Source organism: Oxalobacter paraformigenes (assembly GCF_000158475.2).
Lineage (GTDB): Bacteria > Pseudomonadota > Gammaproteobacteria > Burkholderiales > Burkholderiaceae_D > Oxalobacter > Oxalobacter paraformigenes.
This window is the reverse complement of the sequence record NZ_KI392031.1, coordinates 1587853-1613537: the sequence shown is the minus strand read 5'-3', so window position 1 is coordinate 1613537 and position 25685 is coordinate 1587853. Positions and strand designations below refer to the sequence as shown.

Annotated in this window: 21 protein-coding genes; 8 read left to right on the top strand and 13 right to left on the bottom strand. The window is 54.0% G+C overall.

The genetic code is table 11. From position 1 onward, the window contains the following. Positions 1 to 15 precede the first annotated feature (15 nt). Positions 16 to 744 carry a YebC/PmpR family DNA-binding transcriptional regulator gene (locus OFAG_RS11805; protein WP_005875752.1) on the bottom strand — a complete coding sequence of 243 codons (729 nt, stop codon included), beginning with the start codon at positions 742 to 744 and terminating at the stop codon, positions 16 to 18. 200 nt (positions 745 to 944) lie between these two features. Here OFAG_RS11805 and OFAG_RS11795 point away from each other — a divergent pair, with 200 nt between their 5' ends. After that, positions 945 to 1955 carry a glucokinase gene (locus OFAG_RS11795; RefSeq protein ID WP_005875754.1) on the top strand — a complete coding sequence of 337 codons (1011 nt, stop codon included), beginning with the start codon at positions 945 to 947 and terminating at the stop codon, positions 1953 to 1955. Here OFAG_RS11795 and ispH read toward each other — a convergent pair. Then, positions 1918 to 2868 (bottom strand): 4-hydroxy-3-methylbut-2-enyl diphosphate reductase, encoded by a 951-nt coding sequence (gene ispH / locus OFAG_RS11790; protein WP_005875756.1) that lies wholly within the window; start codon positions 2866 to 2868, stop codon positions 1918 to 1920. The two genes, OFAG_RS11795 and ispH, sit on opposite strands and share 38 nt — an antisense overlap. 151 nt (positions 2869 to 3019) lie before the next feature. Here ispH and radC point away from each other — a divergent pair, with 151 nt between their 5' ends. Next, positions 3020 to 3694, top strand: coding sequence for a RadC family protein (radC, locus tag OFAG_RS11785; protein WP_005875757.1), 675 nt, complete (start codon positions 3020 to 3022; stop codon positions 3692 to 3694). A 44-nt stretch (positions 3695 to 3738) separates the two neighbouring features. Here the strand turns inward: radC and OFAG_RS11780 are convergent, their stop codons facing one another. Next, a complete protein-coding gene (locus OFAG_RS11780; RefSeq protein WP_005875758.1) occupies positions 3739 to 4098 on the bottom strand; it encodes an FKBP-type peptidyl-prolyl cis-trans isomerase in 360 nt (119 codons plus the stop codon). 126 nt (positions 4099 to 4224) lie between these two features. Here OFAG_RS11780 and OFAG_RS11775 point away from each other — a divergent pair, with 126 nt between their 5' ends. The 5 genes from OFAG_RS11775 to OFAG_RS11755 all read left to right on the top strand — a co-directional run bounded on the left by OFAG_RS11775 (position 4225) and on the right by OFAG_RS11755 (position 10131). Next, positions 4225 to 5007, top strand: coding sequence for a competence/damage-inducible protein A (locus OFAG_RS11775; RefSeq protein ID WP_020995328.1), 783 nt, complete (start codon positions 4225 to 4227; stop codon positions 5005 to 5007). 227 nt (positions 5008 to 5234) lie between these two features. Then, positions 5235 to 6650, top strand: a complete 1416-nt coding sequence (gene glnA, locus OFAG_RS11770) for a type I glutamate--ammonia ligase (RefSeq protein ID WP_005875760.1) — start codon at positions 5235 to 5237, stop codon at positions 6648 to 6650. A gap of 82 nt (positions 6651 to 6732) precedes the next feature. Further along, on the top strand, positions 6733 to 7800 hold the full coding sequence (gene glnL, locus OFAG_RS11765) for a nitrogen regulation protein NR(II) (protein WP_005875761.1): 1068 nt from the start codon (positions 6733 to 6735) through the stop codon (positions 7798 to 7800). Positions 7801 to 7831: 31 nt separating this feature from the next. Further along, positions 7832 to 9331, top strand: coding sequence for a nitrogen regulation protein NR(I) (gene ntrC / locus OFAG_RS11760; protein WP_020995327.1), 1500 nt, complete (start codon positions 7832 to 7834; stop codon positions 9329 to 9331). Positions 9332 to 9522: 191 nt separating this feature from the next. Next, positions 9523 to 10131 carry a C40 family peptidase gene (locus tag OFAG_RS11755; RefSeq protein ID WP_005875765.1) on the top strand — a complete coding sequence of 203 codons (609 nt, stop codon included), beginning with the start codon at positions 9523 to 9525 and terminating at the stop codon, positions 10129 to 10131. Between the two features lie 6 nt (positions 10132 to 10137). Here OFAG_RS11755 and OFAG_RS11750 read toward each other — a convergent pair whose 3' ends face one another. Beyond that, complete coding sequence (locus OFAG_RS11750) at positions 10138 to 11757, bottom strand: NAD(P)/FAD-dependent oxidoreductase (RefSeq protein WP_005875766.1); 1620 nt, start codon at positions 11755 to 11757, stop codon at positions 10138 to 10140. Positions 11758 to 11931: 174 nt separating this feature from the next. Here OFAG_RS11750 and OFAG_RS11745 point away from each other — a divergent pair, with 174 nt between their 5' ends. Beyond that, the gene (locus tag OFAG_RS11745; RefSeq protein ID WP_020995326.1) at positions 11932 to 14442 is read left to right on the top strand and encodes an ABC transporter permease; all 2511 of its coding nucleotides are present in this window, start codon (positions 11932 to 11934) and stop codon (positions 14440 to 14442) included. A 50-nt stretch (positions 14443 to 14492) separates the two neighbouring features. Here OFAG_RS11745 and OFAG_RS11740 read toward each other — a convergent pair whose 3' ends face one another. From OFAG_RS11740 to OFAG_RS11700, 9 genes are all read right to left on the bottom strand, one after another. Further along, positions 14493 to 16037, bottom strand: a complete 1545-nt coding sequence (locus OFAG_RS11740) for an amino acid permease (RefSeq protein WP_005875773.1) — start codon at positions 16035 to 16037, stop codon at positions 14493 to 14495. 56 nt (positions 16038 to 16093) lie between these two features. After that, positions 16094 to 17044 (bottom strand): glutaminase A, encoded by a 951-nt coding sequence (gene glsA, locus OFAG_RS11735; RefSeq protein ID WP_005875775.1) that lies wholly within the window; start codon positions 17042 to 17044, stop codon positions 16094 to 16096. A gap of 51 nt (positions 17045 to 17095) precedes the next feature. Continuing rightward, complete coding sequence (locus tag OFAG_RS11730) at positions 17096 to 18496, bottom strand: glutamate decarboxylase (RefSeq protein ID WP_005875776.1); 1401 nt, start codon at positions 18494 to 18496, stop codon at positions 17096 to 17098. 359 nt (positions 18497 to 18855) lie between these two features. Continuing rightward, on the bottom strand, positions 18856 to 19443 hold the full coding sequence (locus OFAG_RS11725) for a Dps family protein (protein ID WP_020995325.1): 588 nt from the start codon (positions 19441 to 19443) through the stop codon (positions 18856 to 18858). 344 nt (positions 19444 to 19787) lie between these two features. After that, positions 19788 to 21323, bottom strand: a complete 1536-nt coding sequence (gene lysS, locus OFAG_RS11720; RefSeq protein ID WP_005875780.1) for a lysine--tRNA ligase — start codon at positions 21321 to 21323, stop codon at positions 19788 to 19790. Positions 21324 to 21370: 47 nt separating this feature from the next. Then, a protein-coding gene (gene prfB / locus OFAG_RS11715; protein ID WP_147617625.1) for a peptide chain release factor 2 occupies positions 21371 to 22475 on the bottom strand; the annotation gives its coding sequence in 2 pieces (ribosomal slippage) (positions 21371 to 22393 and positions 22395 to 22475; 1104 coding nt in all). A 136-nt stretch (positions 22476 to 22611) separates the two neighbouring features. Then, positions 22612 to 23532, bottom strand: coding sequence for an AEC family transporter (locus OFAG_RS11710; protein WP_005875786.1), 921 nt, complete (start codon positions 23530 to 23532; stop codon positions 22612 to 22614). Between the two features lie 156 nt (positions 23533 to 23688). Further along, positions 23689 to 24456 carry an exodeoxyribonuclease III gene (locus tag OFAG_RS11705; protein ID WP_005875787.1) on the bottom strand — a complete coding sequence of 256 codons (768 nt, stop codon included), beginning with the start codon at positions 24454 to 24456 and terminating at the stop codon, positions 23689 to 23691. Between the two features lie 150 nt (positions 24457 to 24606). Beyond that, entirely contained in the window at positions 24607 to 25554 is a 948-nt protein-coding gene (locus tag OFAG_RS11700; RefSeq protein WP_005875788.1) for a YeiH family protein, read from the bottom strand. Positions 25555 to 25685: the final 131 nt, after the last annotated feature.

The window sequence follows — 25685 nt, the reverse complement described above, 5'->3', positions numbered from 1 at the left end:
AGGTGAAAACGGCCTTTATTCTTCCTCTATGACGGCATTGGTATAGACTTCCTGCACGTCGTCGAGGTTTTCCAGCGCATCGAGCAGCTTTTGCATTTTCTCGGCATCCGGGCCGGTAAATTCGGTTTCCGAATCCGGACGCATGACGATTTCCGCCATTTCCGGTTTGAAACCGGCTTTTTCGAGCGCTTCCTTGACCTGCGCGAAATCGGCGGGAGCGCAAATGACCTCAAAACCGCCTTCCTCGTCGCTGACGATATCTTCAGCTCCCGCTTCAAGAGCGACTTCCATCAACGCGTCTTCATCGGTTCCGGGCGCGAAAAAAAGCTGGCCGCAATGCTTGAACTGAAAGGAAACCGAACCTTCGGTGCCCATATTGCCGCCGAACTTGGAAAAGGCGTGACGGACTTCGGATACGGTCCGGACACGGTTGTCTGTCAGACAATCGACGATAATGGCCGCTCCGTTGATGCCGTAACCTTCGTAGCGGACTTCTTCGTAGTTGACCCCATCGAGGGTGCCGGTTCCACGGGCAATGGCGCGTTGCACATTTTCTTTCGGCATATTGGCCGCCGCCGCCTTGTCGGCAGCCAGACGAAGGCGGGGATTGCTGTTGATATCGCCTCCTCCCATGCGGGCGGCGACGGTGATTTCCTTGATCAATCTTGTCCAAATTTTTCCACGTTTTGCGTCGGTTGCCGCTTTTTTGTGTTTAATATTGGCCCATTTACTATGTCCGGACATCGTATTCTTTCCATGTAGTGTTAGCTAAATCGACAATAAATTTTATCATACTGTGTTGGCCGGAAAAGGCTTGTTCCCGGCCGGTTTCGGAAAAAAGCCCGTTCAGACACGGACGATCGTGTCGTTCGTGAATTTTTTCGCCGGTTCTGCGGGAAGGCGGTTTGTCTGTTACCGGGGGTGGCAAAAAGGAAAGGCAGGAAATGAAAATGAAACAGGAAACGAGCGGCATGTTCCCACGGCTGGTCGGCGATGTCGGCGGCACGAATGCCCGTTTTGCCATTGAAACGGCTGCGGGCGTGTTCGCCGCGCCGGCTGTTTATCCCAACAGGGATTTTCCCGGTCTGGAAGACGCGTTGCGTTTTTATATCACGCAGCCCGGATCCGTTGCCGCAGGCGCCCTGTCTGTCAGGCAGGCGGCTGTCGCCATTGCCAACCCGGTCGATGGAGACCGGGTCAGGATGACAAATTCGGACTGGACGTTTTCAATTGGCGAAATCAAGAAAGCATTCGGACTGGACGTTTTTTTGCTGGTAAACGATTTTACGGCCCTGGCGATGGCGCTTCCGTTTCTTCCCGAAGAGAGCCTGGTCCGGTGCGGAGGCGAAAAAGCGAGGGAAAACCGGGCGATCGGGCTGATCGGCGCGGGGACGGGATTGGGCGTTTCGGGCCTGATTCCGGCCGGGGATCGCTGGATTCCCCTTGAGGCGGAAGGTGGCCACGTTTCCTTTTCCCCCGCAAATGAGCTGGAAATGGAAATACTGGTGCTGGCGAAAAAGCGGTATCGCCATGTTTCGGCGGAACGGCTGATTTCGGGAATGGGGCTGGAGCTCCTTTATGGTCTGCTTGCCGAGATAGAGGGAAAAACCCTTATGCCGCTTAAGGCGCATGAGATTACCCAAAGTGCCTTGCAGGGAACGGATCGCTTGTGTGACCGCACAGTTGAGGTTTTCTGCCAGATGCTCGGAACGGTTTCCGGCAATCTGGCGCTGACTTTGGGGGCTCAGGGAGGGCTGTATATAGGGGGCGGAATCGTTCCGCATCTGAAAGAGCGGTTTTTCGATTCCGGGTTCCGGAAGCGGTTTGAAGAAAAAGGGCGTTTTTCGGAATATGTTGCCCGGATTCCCGTTTTTGTCATAAGGGATACGTTTGCCGCCTTTACGGGAGTTTCGGCGCTTATGAATCGTTATTTGGGGAATCGTTTGCCTGCTTGAGGCCCTTGGGCAGCGGAAACGACAAGGTTTCTTCGGTGCCTTCCAGCTCGTCAACCGAATCGGCGCCGTAGCGTTTGAGGAAATCGACGACTTCCCGGACGAGAACTTCCGGCGCCGACGCGCCAGCCGTAATGCCTACGGTGTCATGGCCGGCCAGCCAGTCCGGGTCGATTTCCGAGGCATTGTCCACCATATACGCGATAGCGCCGTTTTTTTCGGCCATTTCGCGGAGCCGGTTGGAATTGGAACTGTTCGGGCTGCCCACGACCAGGATCAGCCCGGTTTTTTTCGCCAGCCGCCTGACGGCCTTCTGGCGGTTTGTCGTGGCGTAACAGATATCCGCTTTCTTGGGTTCGACAATGGAAGGAAAACGTTTTTTCAGCGCGGCGATGATTTCTGTCGTATCGTCTATCGAGAGGGTGGTCTGGGAAACGTAGGCCAGTCGTTCGGGATTTTCCACTTTCAATTTTTCGATATCGTCGATTCCGTTTATCAGGTACATCCCGGAATCGGATTGTCCCATCGTTCCTTCCACTTCAGGATGGCCTTTATGGCCGATGACGATAATTTCGCAATTGTCTTTCCGCATTTTGGCGACTTCCGCATGGACTTTCGTCACCAGCGGACAGGTGGCGTCGAAAAGCCGGAGATGGCGTCGTTCCGCGTCCTGCCGTATGGCTTTCGAAACGCCGTGCGCAGAAAAGATCAGTACGCTGCCGGACGGAACTTCATCGAGTTCTTCGATAAAGATGGCGCCCCTGTTTTTCAGCCGGTTGACGACATGCGTGTTGTGAACGATTTCATGACGGACGTAAACCGGTTTGCCGAAAAGGGCGAGAGCGCGTTCGACCGTTTCGATGGCGCGTTTGACCCCCGCGCAAAAACCCCGTGGCTGAGCCAGAATCAGTTTCATAGGTAATCCGGAAAATAGACAGGCAAAGACTATAAATATAATTTTTTTGTTATGCGGGACATTTTGAAATAAAATTTTCACCTGCGCCGATTCTTTGGAAATCAGCCGACAGTTGTTTTTTATATTATCAGATAAGACAGGAGTTCCGACTATGGCAATAACAGACTGGCCCTCGCATGAAAGGCCGAGGGAACGTTTGATCAAGGGAGGGCCGGAACAATTGTCGGATGCGGAACTGCTCGCCATTTTTCTCCGAACCGGCACGAGCGGAAAAAGCGCGGTCGATCTGGGGCGCGAAATCATGATGCATTTCGGTTCCCTGTCCGGGCTTTTCGCTGCCCGGCTGAAGGATTTTTCAGATCTGAACGGTGTCGGCCCGGCAAAATATGCACAGCTTCAGGCCATTCTCGAACTGGCACGACGCTTGCTGGCGGAAGACCTGCAAAGCGGCATTGCGCTGACGTCGTCTGAAAAGGTCATGAATTATCTTCAGCTTTATTTCAGCCGCCAGGCCCATGAATCGTTTATCGTGCTGTTCCTCGATATCAAAAACAAGCTAATCGAGTCCAGCGAAATGTTCCGCGGAACCTTGTCCCATACCAGCGTTTATCCGCGGGAAGTCGTCAAGGCGGCGCTGGGGCGCAATGCCGCCAATGTCATTTTCGCTCACAATCATCCTTTTGGGTCGGCCGAACCCAGTAATGCGGACAAAACACTGACGCGTTCCCTGAAACAGGCGCTGGGTCTGGTGGATATCCGGGTGCTGGATCACATCATCGTTGCCGGCAAAAATACCTATTCGTTTGCCGAGTACGGCATTTTGTAGAAGAAAAAAGCGGCTTTAAGCCGCTTTTTTCCGCCGGTTTTTTATCAGGCCGATAAAAGTTCGATGTCGAAAATGAGATCGGAATGGGGGGGAACCAGGTTGCCAAGCCCTTTTGCACCGTACGCAAGCCGGTGGGGGATGTACAGGATGCGTCTTCCGCCGACTTTCATTCCCTTGATACCCTGATCCCAGCCGGGAATGATATAAGTGACCCCCAGAGGGAAAGTAAACGGCTTGTTCCGTTCACGGCTGCAATCGAATTTCCTGCCAGGGGTTCCGTCCGCGTTTCTCAGCCAGCCCGTATAATGGATCTTTACAAAAGAAGAACCCTTTCCCGCTTCAGTTCCGGTACCGATCACTTCGTCACGGTATTCAAGACCGGAAGACAGAGTTATCAAATTCATCTTTTACCTCACATTCTCAGTCGTGGATGGAAATGGAAACTCCAGATACTACCATCTTGCGCAAATTATGTCAGAATGCGAGGCAAGGTTTTTTTATGTTTTCTTGAAATCGGGATTGAATCGATCATGGCAATAGGACTTATCATTATCGGCGACGAAATCATGTCCGGCAAAAGAAGCGACCAGCATTTTCCGAATGTCGTCCAGATTCTGAAAGAACGGGGGCTGGGTCTGGACTGGGCGCGTTATGTCGGCGATGAACCGGAAAGAATTGTCTCGGTACTGAGAGAAACTTTCTCCGGTTCAGATATTGTTTTCTGCTGCGGGGGGATCGGTTCGACTCCGGACGATCACACGAGGCAGTGCGCGTCGATCGCGCTGGGAAAACCGCTTGAATTGCATCCTGAAGCGAGAATAAAAATTATCGAGAGAATGGTAGAGACGGCCAAAGACCCCAGTCGCGTCGATGTCGATTCACCGGACAACGTCAGACGGCTCAAGATGGGCGAATATCCGGCCGGTTCCAGAATCATTCCGAATCCGGTGAACCGGATTCCGGGCTTTTCCTATGGAACGCATTATTTCGTTCCCGGTTTTCCCCAAATGGCGAAAGCGATGATTTCATGGGCATTGGACACTTATCACCGCCCTCTTTTCCACCAGACCGAGTATGCGGAGAAATCGGTTGTCGTCTATGGCGCGGTGGAAGCGAAAATGACGCCGCTGATGGAAAAAATCGAAGCGCTCTGTCCTGCCGTGCGGGTTTTCAGTCTGCCGCATATGGGAAATACCCGATTGAGCAATTATGTGGAAATGGGCGTGAAAGGAAAACCCGAAAATCTGGAACAGCCTTTCCGGATGCTGATTGCCGGACTGGACGAAATCGGGGCGAAGTATCAATTGAATTGACCGGTGTGGCGCATAATGGGCGCGCGCACCATTTCGGTGCATGGCGAGCGCGATTGTGCACCGGATTGGCGCGTCCTGGTGAGAGCGGTTGCCCCGAAAGGGAAAGCGGGCTTCCATAAAGGATGAGAAAAACTGGCATGGATAATGCTTTTTAAAGATCGGGTTTGCGATAAGGCAAAATGCCGGAAAATATGCCGAAACGGAAAGAGTTAACTAAGGAGAATGGTATGGCTAAGACTGCGGAAGACGTCTTGAAAATGATTGCGGAAAACGAGGCCAGGTTTGTCGATCTTCGTTTTACCGATACCAGAGGCAAGGAAATGCATGTCAGCGTTCCCGCGTCCAGTTTCGATCTGGACAAGTTTGAGGAAGGACACGCTTTCGACGGGTCTTCCGTCGCCGGCTGGAAAGGGATCGAAGCGTCCGACATGTTGCTGTTTCCGGATCCGGCAACAGCCAATCTCGATCCTTTTATGGAAGATGCGACCGTTTTCATGCAATGCGATGTGGTCGAACCATCTGACGGCAAGGGGTACGATCGCGATCCGCGTTCCATCGCCAAACGGGCCGAAGCGCATCTGAAGTCGTCCGGTGTCGGCGATATGGCTTTCTTCGGGCCTGAACCGGAATTCTTTATTTTCGACGGCGTTCGCTGGGAAAACAACATGTCGGGCTGTTTCTTCAAGATCGATTCCGAAGAGGGTTCCTGGTCGACAGGACTCAAGATGGAAGGCGGAAACAGCGGCCATCGTCCTGCTGTGAAGGGCGGTTATTTCCCGGTTCCGCCTGTCGACAGTTTTCAGGACATGCGTTCCGAAATGTGTCTGCTGATGGAACAGATGGGGATTCCGGTCGAGGTGCATCACCATGAGGTGGCGGGCGCGGGCCAGAATGAAATCGGCACCCGTTTTTCCACGCTGGTGGAACGGGCCGACTGGACGCAGAACATGAAATACATCATCTGGAACGTCGCCCACACTTACGGAAAAACGGCGACGTTCATGCCGAAACCGATCGTCGGCGATAACGGCTCGGGCATGCACGTTCACCAATCCATCTGGAAAAACGGCAAAAACCTGTTTGCCGGCGACGGCTATGCAGGTTTGTCTGAATTCGCGTTGTATTACATTGGCGGTGTTATCAAGCATGCGCGCGCTTTAAATGCGATTACCAATCCGGGCACCAATTCCTACAAGCGTCTTGTGCCCGGTTTCGAAGCGCCGGTCAAACTGGCTTATTCGGCACGCAACCGTTCGGCCTCGATCCGGATTCCGCATGTGTCCAACCCGAAGGGGCGTCGTGTCGAAACGCGCTTCCCTGATCCGCTAGCCAATCCGTATCTCTGCTTTGCCGCCTTGCTGATGGCCGGGCTCGACGGCATCCAGAACCGGATTCATCCGGGTGAACCGGCTTCCAAGGATCTGTATCATTTGCCCCCTGAAGAGGATTCACAGATTCCAACCGTCTGTTCCTCGCTGGAACAGGCGCTGGAAGCGCTGGACAAGGATCGGGAATTCCTGACCCGCGGCGGCGTGTTCAGCAATGTCATGATCGACGCCTATATCGAGCTGAAAATGCAGGAAGTCCAGCGTTTCCGGATGGCGCCGCATCCTGTCGAATTCGATATGTATTATTCGCTGTAAGGGCGGCTTGATAAAGGGGAAAGGCGAAAATGGAAACGTTTTCGCCTTTTTTGCGAGACGCTTCAGGTAAAGGCAGGCTACTGTGGAGAGACTGACGGGACTGGATCTGCTGGCTTCGGCTGTCATGATCCTCGATATGTCGGGGCGGATTATATATGTGAATCCGGCTGCCGAGGATTTGCTGGAGTGTTCTTCCAGGGTGTTGCTGTCGCAGAAACTGGCGCAACTGTTTTTGAACGGTGAGGTGCTGGACGAAATCTGCCGGCAGGTCGGCGTGCACGATCCGTCCGAAAAGCGGCAGGAACTGGCGCTCGACCGGATAGGCCGGCCGCCTCTTCATGTCTATTGCATCGTCAAGGCTGTCGATTTTCCGGGGGCTGCCGTTCTTGTCGAGTTGAGGGAAAACGTCCAGCAGTTGAGACAGGATCGGGAAAACCGTCTGATGGACCAGAATCAGGCGACGAAGGAACTGATTCGCAATCTGGCGCATGAAATCAAAAATCCGCTCGGAGGCATCAAGGGTGCGGCCCAGTTGCTGGAAATGGAATTGCCCGGCAGGAATATGAAAGACCTGCGGGAATACACGCAAGTCATTGTCCGGGAGTCGGAACGCCTCCAGAAACTGGTCGACAGGCTATTGATTCCGAACAGGCGTCCCCACATTGTTGACGACATCAACATTCATGAAGTTTGCGAACGGGTGCGCAGCGTCATTCTGGCGGAGTATCCGGAAGGATTGACCGTGCGTCGGGATTACGACCTTTCCCTTCCCGGCATTACCGGCGACAGGGAACAGCTGATTCAGGCGGTTTTGAACATTGCGAAAAATGCCGTGCATGCGCTTGCTGAAAGAATCGAAAGGGGCGATGCGGAGCTGGTTTTCAAGACCCGGGTTTCCCGGCAGGTCACGCTGGCCAAAGTCCGGTACAGGCTGGCATTGAATTTGCATATTATCGATAACGGCCCCGGAATACCGGCGGAGATGGTCGAAAAAATATTTTTTCCTCTGGTATCGGGAACGAAGGGAGGAAGCGGTCTCGGACTGACTCTGGCTCAAACGCTCGTTCAGCGGCACGGCGGTATTGTCGAATGTGAAAGCCGTCCGGGGCGTACGGAATTCCTGATCCGATTGCCGATGGTCAGGGCGTAATTTTTCAACGGACAATGTGAGGGGATGGAAAATGAAACCGGTCTGGATAGTGGACGACGACGAATCGATCCGGTGGGTACTGGAGAAGGCGCTGGCCCGTGAAACTATCCCGCTGAAAAGTTTTTCGAATGCCGATGAAGTGCTTTCGGCGCTGGATACGGAACAGCCGCAAGTGCTGGTTTCGGATATCCGCATGCCGGGAACGTCAGGCTTGCATTTGCTTGAAGAGGTCAAGCGCCGTTTCCCTCACTTGCCCATCATTATTATGACGGCGTTTTCCGATCTGGATTCGGCCGTGTCGGCATTTCAGGGAGGCGCTTTCGAATACCTGTCGAAGCCTTTCGATCTGGGCAAGGCTATCGATCTGGTCAAACGGGCGATGAAGGAGAGCCAGGCGAAAGCGGTGTCTGATAAAAGTCTGGACAGGATGCCGGAAATTATCGGACAGGCGCCGGCCATGCAGGAGGTTTTTCGCGCGATCGGAAAACTGTCTCATTCCAATGCAACGGTTTTGGTGACCGGCGAATCGGGAACCGGCAAGGAACTGGTCGCCAGAGCCTTGCACCGGCATAGCCCCCGGGCGTCGCATCCTTTTATCGCTCTCAATATGGCGGCTATTCCGAAAGACCTGATGGAGTCGGAATTGTTCGGTCATGAAAAGGGCGCTTTTACCGGGGCGCAAGGCATGCGGAGAGGGCGTTTCGAACAGGCGGAAGGCGGCACCTTGTTTCTGGATGAAATCGGCGATATGCCGCTGGATATGCAAACGCGTTTGCTGAGAGTCCTGTCAGACGGTCATTTTTACCGGGTAGGCGGCAACCAGTCGGTCAAAGCCGATGTCCGGGTTATCGCCGCCACGCACCAGAATCTTGAAAAACGGGTCAGGGAAGGCGCTTTTCGGGAAGACCTGTTTCATCGCCTGAATGTCATCCGGCTGAAATTGCCGAGTTTGCGCGAGCGTCCCGAAGATGTTCCGGTTCTGGCGCGGCATTTCCTGAGACAGAGTGCCCGGCAACTCGGAGTGGAGCCGAAAAGGCTGTCGGAGGAAGCGGCCGGTTTTTTGGCGAAATGCACCTTGACAGGGAATGTGCGGCAACTGGAAAACATCTGTTACTGGTTTACCGTCATGGTCGCTGGCCAGATTGTCGAGGTCAAGGACATGCCGTCTGAACTCTTGGAAGAAAACGCCGGCAGTACGAAAGGCCCGCTTTCGGCAGGGCCTGTACCCTCGTCCCGTTCAGGAGTGGAGAGCCCGGCAAAAAATGAAACGCCGGAAGTGGTCGCAGAAGCGTGGACCGACACTTCGTGGGAAAAACAGCTGGAAGGCGCGGTCGCGAATCTGCTTGAAAAAGGACAGGACGGCCTGATGGACAGGTTGGGCCGCCGCTTTGAACGGATTCTGATCCGGGCGGCGTTGAACCGTACCCGGGGGCGGAAAAACGAGGCGGCTGTTTTGCTGGGCATCGGAAGAAACACCATTGCGCGAAAAATACAGGAACTCGGTCTGGAAGAAAACAGCGATACCGGATGAAGGTTTTCCTTTTCGAAAGCTTGGCGCGCAATAAAACGTCAAATGCAGTGCACGGGTTTTCCGAAAACCGATCTGGCCTGGAAATAGCCGGAAAAGCGGCCTTTTTCAGGGATTTTAGCGGAATATGCTTTGACTTTAAGGCTATATTCGCTTAAAGTCTAGACTGGTTATCATTGACGGGTTTTCAAGCAATGGCGCTGGGATGGCACTCTGTTTTTCGAAGATTCTGTGCTTCTGCCGCAACGGCAGCGTTATTGCTCGGATCGACCGGCCCGGCGCTTGCGCAGAAAGCGGGAACGTCCGTCAGCGATACATCCGCTCCGGCTATGGAGCAAATCCATCATTTCACGCACAGGGCTACCGAACTGGCCATGACGGCCATGACGCTGATCGGCGCGCATTACAAATACGGGGGCAATTCTCCCGAAACCGGTATTGATTGCAGCGGGCTTGTCCGCTATGTATTCAAGGAAGCCTGGGGAACGACGTTACCCCGGACGTCTCTCGAATTGAGCCGGGTGGGGCAGTCCGTTGGCCGTGACGAACTTCAGCCCGGCGATCTGGTTTTTTATAATACGATGCGCCGGAACTATTCCCATGTGGGCATCTATCTGGGCGACAACAAATTCATTCACGCGCCTTCTACCGGAAAAACGGTCCGGATCGATAACATGGAACTGAAGTACTGGAAAACCCGGTTCAACGGGGCAAGACGCATCACCAGTCCCGGCGAAAAACAGCGCTTCGATGCCGAAAAGGAAAAAATCCTTCAGGCTTTCCGCGACGACGCCGGGGAATAAGTCCTTTTACGGTTGTATCCGATCCGTTCCGGCTATTTCTTTTGCGATCGCTTCCGCAACCTGAATGCCGTCCACCGCGGAAGACAGGATGCCTCCGGCATAGCCGGCGCCTTCTCCGGCCGGATAAAGTCCTCTGACATTGACGCTTTGCAGGTTTTCGCGGTTTCTGACGATCCGGATGGGAGAAGACGTTCTCGTTTCCGTGCCGGTCAGGACAGCGTCTTCAAGAGCGAAGCCGGGTATTGACCGTTCGAAAGCGGGAATGGCTTCCCGTAATGCCTCAATGGCGTAAGCGGGAAGGGCTTCGCTCAAATCGCAGGGCGTAACACCGGGTTTGTAGGATGGGATAACCGAACCGAGTTTTGTGGATGGTTTCCCTCTGAGAAAATCGCCGACCCGCTGGCAGGGCGCATTGTAATTGGAACCGCCCAGCTCGAACGCTTTCCGTTCAAGCTGGCGTTGCAGGGCGATCCCCGCCAGAGGATGGCCCGGGTAATCGTCCGGCGTCATGTCCACGACAATGGCGGCATTGGCATTGCGTTCGTTCCGTGAATACTGGCTCATGCCATTTGTGACCAGCCGTCCCGGTTCGGAAGCGGCTGCAACGACCGTCCCGCCCGGACACATGCAGAAGCTGTAAACGGAACGCCCGTTTTTGCAATGGTGAACCAGCTTGTAGTCGGCCGCGCCCAACAGGGGGTTCCCGGCATGGGGTCCCAGCCGGCACCGGTCGATCAGCGACTGGGGATGTTCGATCCGAAAGCCGACCGAAAAAGGTTTGGCTTCGAGGTGGACGCCCCGCTTGTGGAGCATGTCGAAGGTATCGCGTGCGCTATGACCGGGCGCCAGCACGACGTGAGCGGAGTGGACGATTTCGCCGCTTTCCAGTATGACGCCCTGAATCTGTCCATCGCGGATCGCCAGATCGTCCACCCGGCTCCGGAAACGGTATTCCCCTCCCAGCGCAATAATTTCCCGGCGCATCTGTTCGATCACCCTGACCAGTTTGAAGGTGCCGATATGCGGTTTGCCGATATAAAGGATTTCTTCCGGCGCGCCGGCCCTGACGAATTCGGTCAGCACTTTCCGGCCGTAATGTTTGGGATCCCGGATTTGCGTGTGCAGCTTGCCGTCCGAAAAGGTGCCCGCGCCACCTTCGCCGAACTGGACGTTGGATTCGGGATCCAGCTTGCGTTCGCGCCAGAATCCAAAGGTGTCTTCCGTCCTTTCGCGTACGCTTTTTCCCCTTTCCAGAACAATCGGTCTGAAACCGCTCTGGGCCAGGATCAGGGCGGCAAAAAGCCCGCAGGGGCCGCATCCGACAATGACCGGTCTTGAAAAGGATTTTTCGGGAGCGTGTGCCACAAATCGGTAGCGCATGTCGGGCGCCGGCCGGATATGGGAGTGTCCGGGAAAACGGTCGAGAACGTCGCGTTCGTTTTGTACTTCGACATCGACCGTATAAGAAAAGACGATGGCGGTTTTTTTCCGGGCGTCGTAATTCCGCCGATATACCGTAAAGCCGAGAAGTTCGGTTTCGGCAATGCCCAGCCGGGCAAGAAGGGCCTGTTTCAGCTCATCGTCGCGATGTTCAAGCGGCAGTCTGATTTCAGTCAGTCGAAGCATAAGCGTTCAGGAACGGATAAAATCGTGTCAATCGGGTACAGTTTGAATGGAACCGTGCTTTTAATAATCTATTGTACCCTGCAAAGGCCAGGATGGCCTGGATAGCCGGGTGCATGGTCCGAAACGCGGAGGATTTCGTTCAAACCGTTTCATTTTTTTCGAGTGCGATTTTTTATGTCCTTTTTCCTGCAAGCGGTTCGGATGACGCTGCGCGACTGGCGCGCCGGTGAATTGCGCTTTTTGCTGCTGGCGCTGGCGATTGCCGTGTCAGCCCTGTCTTCGGTGAGTTTTTTCATCGACCGGATACAAGCCGGTATCAGGGACGAAGCGGCCCACTTGCTGGGCGCGGATATGGTGATCGTTTCCGACCGGGAATTCGATAGCGTATGGTTGAATCAGGCGAAAAAATACGGGCTTGCCCGGGCCGAAACCCGTATTTTCCCGACCATGGTTTTGTCTGGAAAAGGAGGCGAAACCGTAGCGAAACTGGTTTCGCTAAAAGCGGTCTCGGAAAATTACCCCTTGCGTGGAGCGGTGCGGATTGCCGGGGAAGAAAACGATCCGGGAAAGAAAGCGGCAACGATTCCCGGAGCGGGAACTGTCTGGGCCGATCCTGAACTGCTGCGGGAGGCAGGTATCCGGCCGGACGACCGTGTCCGAATCGGAAACGGTTTTTTCAGGGTAACGCAGCGGATTGTTACGGAACCGGACCGGGGTATTTCGTTCATCCATTTCGCTCCGCGCATCATGATGTCGCTTTTGGATCTCGAAAAAACCGGGCTGGTTCAGCCGGCGTCGCGGGTTTCGTACCGTTTGCTTCTTGCCGGAAACGAAAAGGATATCGAGCGATACCGGAAATGGGCGGAGGAAAGGATTAAAGCTGTTTCCATAAAAGGCATGCGCATCGAAACGCTGGAAATGGACCGGCCGGAGATGAAAACGACGCTGACTCGCGCCCGCCAATTTCTGTCGCTGGCCGGATTGTTGACGGCCATGCTGGCCTCGGTAGCCATTGTCCTGGGCGCACGCCGGTTCGTCAGCCGTCATCTCGATGCCTGCGCCATTCTGCGTTGTCTGGGCCTGACGCAAAGGCAGATCACGCTGATGTACCTGACCGAATTTTTCCTTTTGGGACTCGCAGGCTGTTTGATCGGAATACTGGCCGGGTATCTGGGGCATCTTGTGCTTTTGGGCGTTCTGGAGCGGTATTTGCCGCAGCAAATGGCCGCTGCCGGCTGGAAAACGGTTGTTAAGTGCCTGTTGATCGGTTTGTCTCTCCTGTTGGGATTTGCCTTGCCGCCGATCCAGCATTTGCGTCGCGTTTCATTTGTCCGGGTGATCCGTCGGGAAACGGATTTTGCTTCCGTTTCAAAAGCGGCGCTGTATTTGCCGGGCCTGATCGTTTTTGCAGGGTTGCTTTTCTGGCTGACGGGCGATGTCCGGCTCGGAGTATGGATTTTGGGAGGATTTGCCGGGCTGGTGGCCGTTATGGCCTTGCTGGCCCGGGGGGCGTTGAAAATCGCCGGTTTGGCGAGGAAGAAATTGCCTTTCCCCGGCTGGCGTTTTTCCCTTGCCTCACTTGAACGGAAACCGGTAGTGACGGTTGTCCAGATCATTGCCCTGGCCACAGGCCTGATGTGCGTGCTTTTGCTGACCGCGGTCAAAAACGATCTGATCGGTGCCTGGCAAAGGGCGGTTCCGGCCGATGCGCCGAATCGGTTCATTGTCAATATATTGCCCGGTCAGAAAGAAACGGTGGAAAAAAGGCTGGTTCAGGCCGGTTTGGGGCAACCCGGACTGTATCCCATGGTACGGGGAAGACTGATTGAGATAAACGGCAAGTCCGTCGATAAAAAAGATTACGACAATGAAAGGGCAAAACGGCTGGTGGATCGCGAATTCAATCTGTCGTATATGCCGGAACTTCCTCCGCAAAACACGGTGGTGGAGGGAAGCTGGTTCGGAAAACGTCGGGGAGAAGCGTCGCTGGAAGAAAGACTGGCAAAAACGCTGGGCGTGAAAACGGGCGACAAATTGACCTTTGATGTGATCGGCAACCGGATTGAGGTGACCGTGACCAGTCTGCGGAAACTGGACTGGAGTTCGGCAAGGGTCAATTTTTTCGTGATCGTTTCTCCCGATGGAATGGAAGAGATGCCTCAAACCTGGATTACCGCCGTTTTCCTGCCGCCGGGCCAGACGGGAGTGGCAACCGAACTGAGCCGGGAATTTCCGAATCTGACGGTTGTCGATATCGGCCATATTGTCGCACAGGTCAGGACAATGCTGGATCGGGTGACGCTGGCTGTCGAGTTTCTTTTTCTCTTTACCCTGGCGTCAGGAATACTGGTTTTATATGCCGCCCTGACCGGGACGCAGGAAGAGCGCATGCACGAAGCGAGTGTTTTGCGTACACTGGGCGCGACGCGTTTGCAGCTTCGGCGAACCCAGAGGGTTGAACTGGTTTTCATTGGCAGTATGGCCGGTTTGCTATCGGCAACCGGAGCGGAACTGGCGGGCTGGATGCTGGCGGTTCGCGTTTTTGAGCTGGAGTGGGCGTTTTCGCCAGCAGTCTGGGGATACGGTCTCGCCGGAGGGATCGTCTGCGCTCTGGCAGGCGCATGGCTCGGTTTGCGAAAAGTGCTGAATACGCCTCCGGTGCAATCCCTGCGAAGCCTGCAATGAAAAAAGCCTTCCCGGAAGGGAAGGCCTTGTGACGGATCGGACAGCAGGATTTAACTTGCAGCCGGGGTGTTGTCGCTGTTTTGCAAGTCCTGCAAAGGCGCCGAATAGGCTTCGGTTTCGCTTTTCGGCGTTACTGCCCAGGACGGTTTTCTGACCGCATAGAAGATGAAGGGCGGCGCGCCGGTGACGATCAGGCCGGCAACCAGAATACCGATATATTCGAGTACCGGCATATTGCTGAACTGGCTTGGCGGGATCAGCCCGAAAATGATGGCGAGAATGGTCGCCGCCAGACCCAGGAAACACCAGAAGTGCAGGCCTTTCAGAACGAAGCCGCGTTTGACGTGCGGTTGCGTTTTCCGGAGTTTCATGGCCGACATGAACATGAAAACGTAAATGATCAGGTACATCAGGGCAGCCATGGCGGAAAGCATCCAGAAAGCGTCGGATACGTTATCGATGAAAATGTAGGCGGTCGATAAAATCGTAACCAGAATGGCCTGCAAGATCAGGATGTTCTGCTGGACACCGTTTTTGTTGACTTTCTGCAGGATCGGCGGGAACATGCCCGATTTGCCGACGAAAAGCAACCCTTTGGAAGGACCGGCTGTCCAGCTCAGAACGCCGCCCAGTGCGCCGATGATCAGCAAGGCGCCCAGAATCGGGGTGACCCAGGAAATGTGGAAGGCGTCGAAAAATGCGGCGTAAGCCTGGATGACGCCGGCGGTCAGACTGGTAGAGTCGGCCGGCACGACCAGCGAAATTGCCAGAGTCGGTGGAATGAAAATCAGGACGATCATGATGCTGGCCAGCAAAATGGCTTTCGGCATTTCGCGTTCCGGATTTCGCAATTCGCGGGCATGGATGGCATTCATTTCAATACCCGCGTAGGCCAGGAAATTGCTGACGATCAGAACCAGACCGGCAATACTGCCGACAAATTCTTTCCAGTAGTCCGCATGCAGGCGATGGGCGCCAGCCAGGACATGGCTGTGTTCGTGGAAAACGGATGGTATCAGGGCGCTCCAGCTTATCGGTGCGGCGGAAGGGTTGCCCATGAACAGCCAGATGATGCCCAAGATGACGAGACAGGCGGCCGGAAGCGCCGTTCCCAAAAGCATGAACCATTTGGTGAATTTGGAAATGGTGTCAAAACCCATCATGGCCAGCAGCGTCGATGCCCAGTAAAAGACGATAATGACGAGGCAGGTAAACAGCCCGCTGGACGCCAGTTTGGGATTGAACATATAAGCCAGTGTACTGGCCGCAAATCCGAGGACGCTGGGATACCAGACGACGACTTCAATCCAGAGGAACCAGATCACGAAAAAGCCGAGCCGGTCACCGTAGGCCTGTTTGACCCAGCCGTAAATCCCGCCGTTCCAGCCGGTACCCAGTTCGGAGGCGACTAAAGCGACCGGAATGAAGAAGACGAAGGCCGGAATCAGAAACAGCATGATGGAACCCAGGCCGTAAACGGCCATGGCGGGAAGCGAACGGATACTTGCCACCGCAGCGACCATCATGAATGAAATGGTCAGCCAGGATATATAAGTCCGTGCTTTTGCAGTTTTTGGAGTGTTAGCAGTAGCCATAAAAACCTCTTCTTTGAAAGTCGAACTTTCCGGAAAGAAAGTTCCGGGACCACTTTTTATTTATTGAGAAGGCTCCACCCCAGTTTTTCACTGAGGAAAGCGCCCACTTTCTGACCCTTCACGCTGTTTCCGTGAACGTCCAGAGGAGGCGAAAAAACGGCCAGTGCACAGGTTCCGGGAACGATGGCCAGAATGCCGCCACCGACACCGCTTTTGCCCGGGAGACCGGTGGTATAGAGCCAGTTACCCGTGTTTTCGTAAAGGCCGTTCATCATCATTTCGGCCAGAATCGGCTGAATGTTTTGCCGGCTGACGACCTGTTTTTTCGTGACCGGATTGACGCCGTGATTGGCGATGGTCCCACCCATGATGGCCAGATCGCGGCAGGTAATGGCAACCGAACACTGGCGGGTGTAGACGTCGCAGGCCTGATCCGGATCGGTGTACATGTTGCCGCTGTTTTTCAAAAGCCATGAAATGCCGCGGTTATGGGCATTTGTGTCGGATTCGGACTTGTACACTTCGTCGTTGACGGTCAGATTTCTTCCGGCAAACAGATTGTAGGTACTGATAATCTGGTTCCAGCGGTCGTCGGACGACTGGGCATTCAGGAGACTTACCGTGGCAATGGCGCCGGCGTTATCGAACGGGTTGTAAGGATGTTCGTTGTGCAATTCGAGGGCAATGACCGAATTGAACGGTTCGCCGGTGGCATTGCTGCCGATTTTGGCCTTGAATTCATCCTTGCCGATTTCCTCGAGAACCTTGGCAAGCGTAAAAACCTTGGAAATGGATTCGATCGCAAATTCGTATTGCGTATCGCCGACTTCGAGCACTTCACCATCGGTAAAGGCGACGGCGATGCCGAAGAGGTTGGAAGGAACCGAGGCCAGATAGGGAATGTAGCTGGCGTTGGCCCCTTCCTTGACAGAAGCGAATTGCTGATGAGCAGAGGTCATAAAGTCCAACACTTGTTTCCTTTGCTCCTGATTTTGATTGACGCTCATGGACGTTATCCTTTAAAAATGTTTTCGTTTATTTCCTCTGCCAAAAGGCCATTAGTGGGTTCTGCCGGTATGGTTGCCCATCTGGGCTTCCTTGCCCTTGAAGTCGTGTGTCTGATGGGTGGCGAAGAAGTCGATGGCACGTTTGAAGTCTTCAAGCAGCAGTGAGGCCAGATCGGCTGAAAGGCCCTGTTTGACCAGAATGCGCTGGACAATGATGTTGTCGGCATGTGGCGGCAAGGAGTAAGCCGGCACCAGCCAGCCACGCGTTCTCAGGCGGTCGGCAAGGTCATAGAGCGTGTAACCCGGATTTTCCCCTTCCTTGATTCGCCAGGTTACGGCCGGAATGCCTTCCTGTTCCTTGCCGCTGTGGATCATTTCGAAAGGCCCGATTTGCTGCAGGCCGTCGGCCAGCATCTGGGCAGTGTCGTAACAATCGCCGTGGATGCGCTGGTAGCCTTCCTTGCCCAGACGGAGCAGGTTGTAGTACTGGCAAATGACCTGTCCGGCCGGACGCGAGAAGTTCAGGGCGAAAGTCGGCAAATCGCCGCCCAGGTAGTTGACGTGGAAGATCAGGCCTTCCGGCAAATCTTTCGTTTCGCGCCATACGACCCAGCCTACCCCCAGTGGAGCCAGACCGAATTTGTGGCCCGACGTACTGATGGATTTCACGCGGGGAAGACGGAAATCCCAGAGCATGTCAGGAGCGCAAAACGGGGCCAGGAAGCCGCCGCTGGCGCCATCGACGTGAATGTCGATATCCAGTCCTTTTTCAGCCTGCAACTTGTCCAGTGCGTCGGCCAGCGGCTTGACGGGTTCATAAAGGCCGGTATAGGTCTGGCCCAGCGTCGGTACAACCACAATGGTGTTTTCGTCGACCATGGAAAGCATGTCTTCCGGCGCCATCACATAGTGGTTGTCTCTCATCGGCATTTCACGGATTTCGATGTCCCAGTAGCGGGCGAATTTCAGCCAGCAGACCTGGACGGGGCCGCACACCATATTGGGTTTGTCGATCGGTTTGCCGGCGGCTTTTCTTTTCGCACGCCAGCGCCAGAGGGCAGCCAGACCGCCGAGCATACAGGCTTCGCTTGAACCGACGGTCGAGGTGCCGATTGTCGTGGCGGAATCCGGGGCGTTCCAGAGATCGGCGATCATGTGGACGCAGTAATTTTCGATGGCGGCGGTCTGGGGATATTCATCCTTGTCGATCATGTTTTTGTCGATCGACAGATCCATCAGCCAGTGCAATTCTTCTTCTTCAAAGGTCTGGCAGAAGGTCGCCAGATTCTGGCGGGCATTGCCGTCCAGATACAATTCGTCGTGAACGACCTGATAGACGTCGTAAGCGTTTTGCTCGTTGTCCGGAAACGTTTTCTTGTTGGCGGCTTTCCCTACGAATGGGGAACCGAAAATCGGGTCGTTGCGGGTAATGTCAGTACTGAGATATGCCATTGAAGCCTCCAGTGTGCTTGGTAAAGGGTAATGCCCGGTTCATAAAAAAGTTTTTGCCATTCAGGCGTTTTGTCCGTTTATAAAGCGATTGAAAAAACGTTTGGTTCGCTATCTGGCAGTCAAATGCCGGGAAAATGACGGAAAAAGCCTGTAAAAGAACGGATTAAATGTACCCGTACTGTTTTTTTCGGATTTGAGTTGCATTAAAGGGAAAGGAGTTTGATCGCAAGAGAGAAGTAAAAGGCGGTGCGCAAGAGGAGAGATAGGAAGAAGAAGGATAAGCTGTTGTTTTAAAAAATAAAGGCACAAAAAAACGGAATGTTCCGGAGAGGACATTCCGTTTCTTGCGACAGGATGAATCAGTGACCTGTAGAATCGGTATCCTGCGCCGCTTCAAAGAGGAACCAGATGCGTCTTTCGGTTTCGTCAATCCAGTTTTCCAGCAGACTCGCCGTGGCGACATCCTTGTTTTCGTCGCAAATTTCATGGGCGTCACGCATGGAACCCAGGAGGTTCAGGTTATCGTCTTTCAGTTCGTTTAACATGTCCAGCGGATCAACGTAAGGTTCGTTATTGTCCTTGATGCGTTGTTCTTTGGAGATTTCGCTGATGGAGTGCAGTGTCTGGGCGCCGAGTTTTCTGACCCGTTCAGCGATGTCGTCGGTCATGTCGAAGAGCTGGTCGGCATGTTCGTCAAACATCAGGTGGTAATCCCGGAAATGCGGACCGGAAAGATGCCAGTGGAAGTTTTTGGTTTTCAGATACAAGGCGAAAACGTCTGCCAGCAGAGGATTCAAGGCTTGCTGGATTTTGGTGATGCCTTCCGCAGACAAATCGGAAGTGGTGCAGAGGCGGGAAACTGGATTGGATTTTTTCATGGAAGACCCCGAAATATCAATTTTGTTAATCGTTTTGCTACCTGTTTCGACGGATTGTTGGGTGGACATTTTCTTTCCAATCATAAAAAGGTAAACAACAGGTTAGTTGAAGCGTTCAATGAGCAGAACGGAGCCGGCGTAGCGGGATGTCCGGACGGAAACGCCGGCAAACTGATCATTGAGGTATAAACATGGTACACCCGGTACGCTTTTTGTGCAGACGACGGACAAGCCGGGAAAAAGCGGTGTCGGGTGGCGTATGGAACGGGTTTCGCCCAACGGGGTTATCTTAGGAGGGAATGGGGTGGGGCGCTACTCCAACGCGCCGGTTCATTGACTTCGCTCAGAATCGGGATGGATAAAACGGAAAAGCCGGCTTTTAGCCGGCTTTTCGGGAAGGACGTTTCCGGAAATTACTCTTCCCGTCGCATATGGGGGAAAAGAATGACGTCGCGGATGTTGGGCGAATCGGTCAGGAGCATGACCAGACGGTCGATGCCGATACCGCAACCGCCTGCGGGCGGCATGCCGTATTCGAGTGCGCGGATATAATCCGAATCGTAATACATGGCTTCCTCATCGCCCGCGTCCTTGGCTTCGACCTGTTTCATGAAACGGGCCGACTGATCTTCCGGATCGTTGAGTTCGGAAAAACCGTTGGCGATTTCCCGTCCCACCATGAACAGTTCGAAGCGTTCCGTGATGTCCGGCCGGGTATCGGACGCGCGGGCAAGCGGCGAGACTTCGACCGGATAATCGATGATATAGGTCGGTTCCCACAGTTTCGCCTCAGCCGTTTCCTCGAACAGAGCCAGCTGCATGGCGCCGATGCCCGCCGTCGGAAGAAGCTCAACGCCGAATTTTTTCAGCTCGGCTTTCATGAAACCGGTGTCGTTCAACTGTTCTTTCGTGTAGTGGGGCGCGTATTTGGCAATGGCTTCCAGAATCGTCAGCCGGTGGAACGGTTTGGAAAAATCCAGTTCGCGTCCCTGATAAGTGATGACCGGTGTGCCGTAGGTGTCGATGACAGCCTGGCGGATCACCGTTTCGGTAAAGTCCATCAGCCAGCGGTAATCGACGTAGGCGGCATAGAATTCCATCATGGTGAATTCCGGATTGTGTCTTGGCGAAACCCCTTCGTTGCGGAAATTGCGGTTCAGCTCGAAAACCCGGTCGAAGCCGCCGACCAGCAAACGTTTCAGGTACAGTTCCGGGGCGATACGCATGAACATTTGCATGTCCAGCGCATTGTGATAAGTAATGAACGGTTTGGCTGCCGCGCCTCCGGGAATCGCATGCAACATCGGCGTTTCCACTTCCATGAAGCCGTTTTCGCCCATGAAGCGGCGTATCGAGGCGATGGCGGCGGTACGGGCCCTGAAAGTGCGGCGCGTTTCCTCATTCATGATGAGATCGACGTAACGCTGGCGGTATCGGATTTCCTGATCGGACAGGCCGTGGAATTTGTCGGGAAGGGGACGTACCGATTTCGTGATCAGCCGCAATGCGGTGACACGGATGGTCAGTTCACCGGTTTTGGTCTTGAAAAGCGTGCCTTTGGCGCCGAGAATGTCGCCGATATCGTAGCGCTTGAAGATGTCGTGCGCTTCCTTGCCGATCGTGTCGTTGGAAATGAAAAGCTGGATGCGGCCGTCTGCCCGAGGGCCGGATGCATCCATCAGGGTAGCGAAAGAGGCCTTGCCCATGACGCGTTTCAGCATCATCCGTCCGGCAACGCAGACCTGAATGGCGGCCGGCTCCAGTGTGTCGTTGTCCTGGCCATCGTATTGCTCATGCAGGCTGGCGGCCTTGTGTTCGGGACGAAAATCGTTGGGATAGGCGACGCCTTCCTGCCGCAAGGCGGCCAGTTTGGCGCGACGCTCGGTCATAATGGAGTTTTCATCCTGGGCAGGCGCTGCCGGTTCGTTTTTTCGGGTTTGCGTAGTCATGATGCAATAGGGATTCCGTATTGGGATAAACTGTCTGTAAGGTACTTTTATACGCCCTGCTTGAGCGATTCGATAATAAAGTCGTCCAGATCACCGTCTAGAACGGCCTTGGTGTTGCCGGTTTCGTGACTGGTGCGCAAGTCCTTGATGCGGGAAGAATCGAGCACATACGAGCGGATCTGGTGCCCCCAGCCGACGTCGGTTTTGGAATCTTCCAGCTTTTGCTGTTCGGCCATGCGTTTGCGCAATTCCAGTTCGTAAAGGCGCGACTTGAGCATTTCCCACGCATCGGCACGGTTGCGATGCTGGCTCCGGTCATTCTGGCACTGGACGACGATGCCGGTCGGTATGTGCGTCAGGCGGACGGCGGAATCCGTTTTGTTGATATGCTGGCCGCCAGCGCCGGAAGCGCGATAGGTATCGACGCGCACGTCGGCCGGATTGATGTCGATCTCGATTGAGTCGTCTACTTCCGGATAAACGAAAAGGCTGCAGAAAGACGTGTGGCGGCCGTTGGCGGAATCGAAGGGCGATTTCCGGACCAGACGGTGCACACCGGTTTCGGTGCGCAGGTACCCGTAGGCGTAATCGCCTTCGACCTTGATGGTGGCAGTCTTGATGCCCGCGATTTCACCGTCGGACTGTTCCAGAATGGTGGCGTTGAAACCCTTGCGTTCGCAATAACGCAGATACTGTCGAAGGATCATCGACGCCCAGTCCTGCGCTTCGGTACCGCCGGCTCCGGCCTGAATATCGACAAAACAGTTGCACGGGTCCATTGGATTGGAAAACATCCGTCGGAATTCGAGTTTTTCAATTCGGTCTTGCAGTTCTGAAACGTCGGCCTCGACGGCTTTCAGGGTTTCGTCGTCCTGTTCTTCTTTCGCCATTTCGAACAGTTCGCCGGCGTCAGTCAGGGCGGACTTGATGTGGCTCAGTGAGAGAACGACGTTTTCAAGCGATTTTTTTTCCCTGCCGAGTTCCTGGGCCTTTTTGGGATCGTTCCAGACAGCGGGGTCTTCCAGTTCGGCGTTGACCTGCTCAAGTTTGTCCGACTTGGCAGCGAAGTCAAAGATACCCCCGTAAGGCGGCTTCACGTTCGGTCAGATCCGTGATGCGGTGGGAAATAGCATTGAGACGTTCTGCTTCCATAATGGTTGATGTATTCGATAAGGTTAACGTAAATGTAAAATTATACCCGACCCGGCGAACAAGGTCGCGGTTTTGATGCATCGGCGCGTTTTGCGGGTCCGGGACTGTTTCAAAACGGTCTTTTCCGTTTGGTGTTTCAGTTTTTCATAAGCAGTACCAGACCGGTCATGATGGCGAGACTGAACAATACGGATATGGAGAGGGTCAGGCTCGAGAGCGCGCCGTCGCTTTGACAGCGCACGGTATAAATCGGCGCAAGCGACGAGACCGGCGCAAAGGTAACGACGGCAAGGACTTGCCGGACTTCGAGGGGGAAAGGCAGGCAAAAATACAGCAGGGTGGAACATATGGCCCCGAAAAGAATACGCAGACCGATTACCGAAAACATCGTCCGGTATTGGTCAGCGCGCGTTCTGAATTCAAACATCATGCCGATCAGCAACATGGCGACGAACGCGTTGGCGCTGGCAAGGGGTTCGACCAGCGTCATCACCGTGTCAGGAACCGGAAAGTTGAAAACGACCAGTATCAGCATTAGCAGGTAGGTGTCGAACGGTACCGAACCGGCGAATTTCCTGACCAGTGTGCCGGGGGTCTGTTTTTCGCCGGGATTCGTTTTGAGGAGGATCGAGGTCAGGGCAAAGGATCCCCCGGTCACCATAAAGGCGTTGCCGATATCGAACAGGCAGGCGACGATCGTGCCGCCGGGGCCGAAAAAGTTCTGGACGAAGGGCAGCGAAAAGGCGCCGATGTTGAAACCGGTCACATTGATCATCGAGAAAGCGCGTTTTTCTTTCGTCTGGCGATAGCTGGCCAGATAAACAATCAGAAGGGGAACCAGTGCGCAAAGAAATCCGAGCAACACGACCGGCAAAAGGGATGTGTCGCGCTGAAAATGGCCGAAGGCGTGTATGACGGTGGCGGGCAGGGTGACGTTCAGCAGGATGAATGCCAGAATACGGTGACAGGCCGGGTCTTTGAAAACGAGCTTTTTGAGACCGTATCCCAGCGCGATAATCAGGACAAACGATAAGGCCTTAAGCAGAACGGTACTCATGGAATGCCGGTTGGAAAGTTTTAAGATTGACCTATTGTAATCGCTTTGTGTATGGCCAGTTTGCCGCTTGCTTTCCTTTTACGCAGGGGCAAGACCAAACAGGAAGCGGTGAAGGGCGGCAAGCGGACAACAGGTCGTGGAAGCTGGCCTCCCTGTTTACAGCTCGAGTTCGGCGATAACGGGCGTGTGATCCGAAGGCTGTTTCCATTTCCGTGGCATACGGTCGATAGTGCAGGCCGTGCAATGCGGGGCGAGGTTTTCTGATAGCAGGATATGGTCAAGCCGCAATCCGCGATTGCGCGGGAAAGCCAGTTGCCGGTAATCCCACCAGCTATAGGTTTTTTCAGGTTGGGAAAACAGGCGGAAAGCATCAACGAAACCGATATCCAGCAGAGCGCGGAAGGCGGCGCGTTCCGGTTCGGAAACGAGCACATTCCCTTCCCAGGCCGCCGGATCGTAAACGTCGCGGTCTTCCGGTGCGATATTGTAGTCACCCAGCAGGGCCAGGTAAGGATACTTTTTCTTTTCTTCCAGCAACCAGGCGTGAAGCGCTTTCAGCCATTCGATTTTGTACCGGTACTTGTCGGAATCCACGGCCTGTCCATTGGGCACATAGGCACAGACAACGCGAAGCTTGCCGAAGGTGCCTGTTACGATACGCTGCTGTTCGTCGGGAAAGAACGGATTGTTTTTGAGGATATCGCCCGCACTTTGTCGCGACAGGATGGCGACCCCGTTATAGGTTTTCTGCCCGGTGAAAACGGTCTGGTAACCGGCCGCTGCTATTTCCATCACAGGGAATTTGTCGTCCGTCAGTTTCGTTTCCTGCAGGCAGAGGACATCGACGGGATTGTCGTTTAACCATTGAAGAACCTGCGGAAGTCGCACTTTCAGGGAATTGACGTTCCAGGTCGCTATTTTCATGATGAATTATTTTATTTTTAATATCAGTAACTTATGTTATTTTAAGTGTGTGAGATTTCTTCTCGCAACCCGACAAGCTGTCTGTTTATTCCGCGCCATGCTGAACTGACCTGAAACTTGACAGGTTATTTCCATAGTTTGCTGGCTGATTTATAAAACAGTAATGACGATAAAGCTCAGGACGCTGATGAATGCCCATAATAACACGCCGAAAAGGATGGATTTGACACCTACCGTCCGGATGACTTTCAGGGAAAGATCGGTGCCGATCAGGAACAGGGTGATGGCAAACCCTTTTTTGGCAAGCCAGAGGATGTTGGTAGTAATGATTTCCGGAATGGGAAGGAAGGTGTTGGCCAGCATGGCCAGCGTAAAGAACAGGATGAACCAGGGTTTGTAAATTTTGTCGGATTTCTGTTTGAAGAAAAACGAGGTCACGATGGCAACAGGAATAATCCACAATGCACGGGTCAGTTTGACGGTCGTGGCGATTTTCAGCGCTTCTTCACCGTAGGCGGCACTGGCCCCCACGACCGAGGACACGTCATGGATGGCAATGGCCGCCCATGTGCCGAACTGGTCTTGCGACAGGTTGAAATAGTGTCCCAGTATCGGAAAAATGAACAGGGCGATGGCGTTCAGAATGAAAACCGTTCCGATGGAAACCGAGATTTCCGTATCCTTTGCCTTGACGATCGGGGCAACGGCGGCAATGGCGCTTCCGCCGCAAATGGCTGTCCCAGCCGAAATCAGGTAGGCGATGGTTTTTTCGAGTTTGAAGACTTTGCCCAGCAAGACACCCAGCAGCAAAACGCCGAATACCGATGCGATCGTGAAAATGATGCCGTCTTTTCCGGCTTTCAGCGCTTCAAACAGGTTCATGCCGAAACCGAGGCCGACAACCGAAACCTGCAACAGGTACTTGGATGTTTTTTTGCTGATCTCGGGAAAGGGATTGCGGAAAAGAATGGCAAAGGCCAGTCCCATGAAAAGAGCAAGCGGAATCGAAATATAAGGAGTAAGGCAAACCAGCAAAAGAATAAAAAATACAATTTTATGAATTGCCGTTACGGATTTGCTTGTTACCGGTTCGTCCATGGATAAGAAACGCTTTGCTGTTTTGCCGCACGGGAAGGAAGGCCATGCATGGATTGATAATGATTCATGTTTATACCATACAGAATGTATTTACCGAAAAAATTGTCGTCGGGAAATACCGGAAGGACAGA

Bases quoted from the DNA above. Each gene is read 5' to 3' on its own strand.
- OFAG_RS11805 (WP_005875752.1), bottom strand. From the start codon at position 744: ATGTCCGGACATAGTAAATGGGCCAATATTAAACACAAAAAAGCGGCA.
- OFAG_RS11795 (WP_005875754.1), top strand. From the start codon at position 945: ATGAAAATGAAACAGGAAACGAGCGGCATGTTCCCACGGCTGGTCGGC.
- ispH (WP_005875756.1), bottom strand. From the start codon at position 2,868: ATGAAACTGATTCTGGCTCAGCCACGGGGTTTTTGCGCGGGGGTCAAA.
- radC (WP_005875757.1), top strand. From the start codon at position 3,020: ATGGCAATAACAGACTGGCCCTCGCATGAAAGGCCGAGGGAACGTTTG.
- OFAG_RS11780 (WP_005875758.1), bottom strand. From the start codon at position 4,098: ATGAATTTGATAACTCTGTCTTCCGGTCTTGAATACCGTGACGAAGTG.
- OFAG_RS11775 (WP_020995328.1), top strand. From the start codon at position 4,225: ATGGCAATAGGACTTATCATTATCGGCGACGAAATCATGTCCGGCAAA.
- glnA (WP_005875760.1), top strand. From the start codon at position 5,235: ATGGCTAAGACTGCGGAAGACGTCTTGAAAATGATTGCGGAAAACGAG.
- ntrC (WP_020995327.1), top strand. From the start codon at position 7,832: ATGAAACCGGTCTGGATAGTGGACGACGACGAATCGATCCGGTGGGTA.
- OFAG_RS11755 (WP_005875765.1), top strand. From the start codon at position 9,523: ATGGCGCTGGGATGGCACTCTGTTTTTCGAAGATTCTGTGCTTCTGCC.
- OFAG_RS11750 (WP_005875766.1), bottom strand. From the start codon at position 11,757: ATGCTTCGACTGACTGAAATCAGACTGCCGCTTGAACATCGCGACGAT.
- OFAG_RS11745 (WP_020995326.1), top strand. From the start codon at position 11,932: ATGTCCTTTTTCCTGCAAGCGGTTCGGATGACGCTGCGCGACTGGCGC.
- OFAG_RS11740 (WP_005875773.1), bottom strand. From the start codon at position 16,037: ATGGCTACTGCTAACACTCCAAAAACTGCAAAAGCACGGACTTATATA.
- glsA (WP_005875775.1), bottom strand. From the start codon at position 17,044: ATGAGCGTCAATCAAAATCAGGAGCAAAGGAAACAAGTGTTGGACTTT.
- OFAG_RS11730 (WP_005875776.1), bottom strand. From the start codon at position 18,496: ATGGCATATCTCAGTACTGACATTACCCGCAACGACCCGATTTTCGGT.
- OFAG_RS11725 (WP_020995325.1), bottom strand. From the start codon at position 19,443: ATGTCCACCCAACAATCCGTCGAAACAGGTAGCAAAACGATTAACAAA.
- lysS (WP_005875780.1), bottom strand. From the start codon at position 21,323: ATGACTACGCAAACCCGAAAAAACGAACCGGCAGCGCCTGCCCAGGAT.
- OFAG_RS11710 (WP_005875786.1), bottom strand. From the start codon at position 23,532: ATGAGTACCGTTCTGCTTAAGGCCTTATCGTTTGTCCTGATTATCGCG.
- OFAG_RS11705 (WP_005875787.1), bottom strand. From the start codon at position 24,456: ATGAAAATAGCGACCTGGAACGTCAATTCCCTGAAAGTGCGACTTCCG.
- OFAG_RS11700 (WP_005875788.1), bottom strand. From the start codon at position 25,554: ATGGACGAACCGGTAACAAGCAAATCCGTAACGGCAATTCATAAAATT.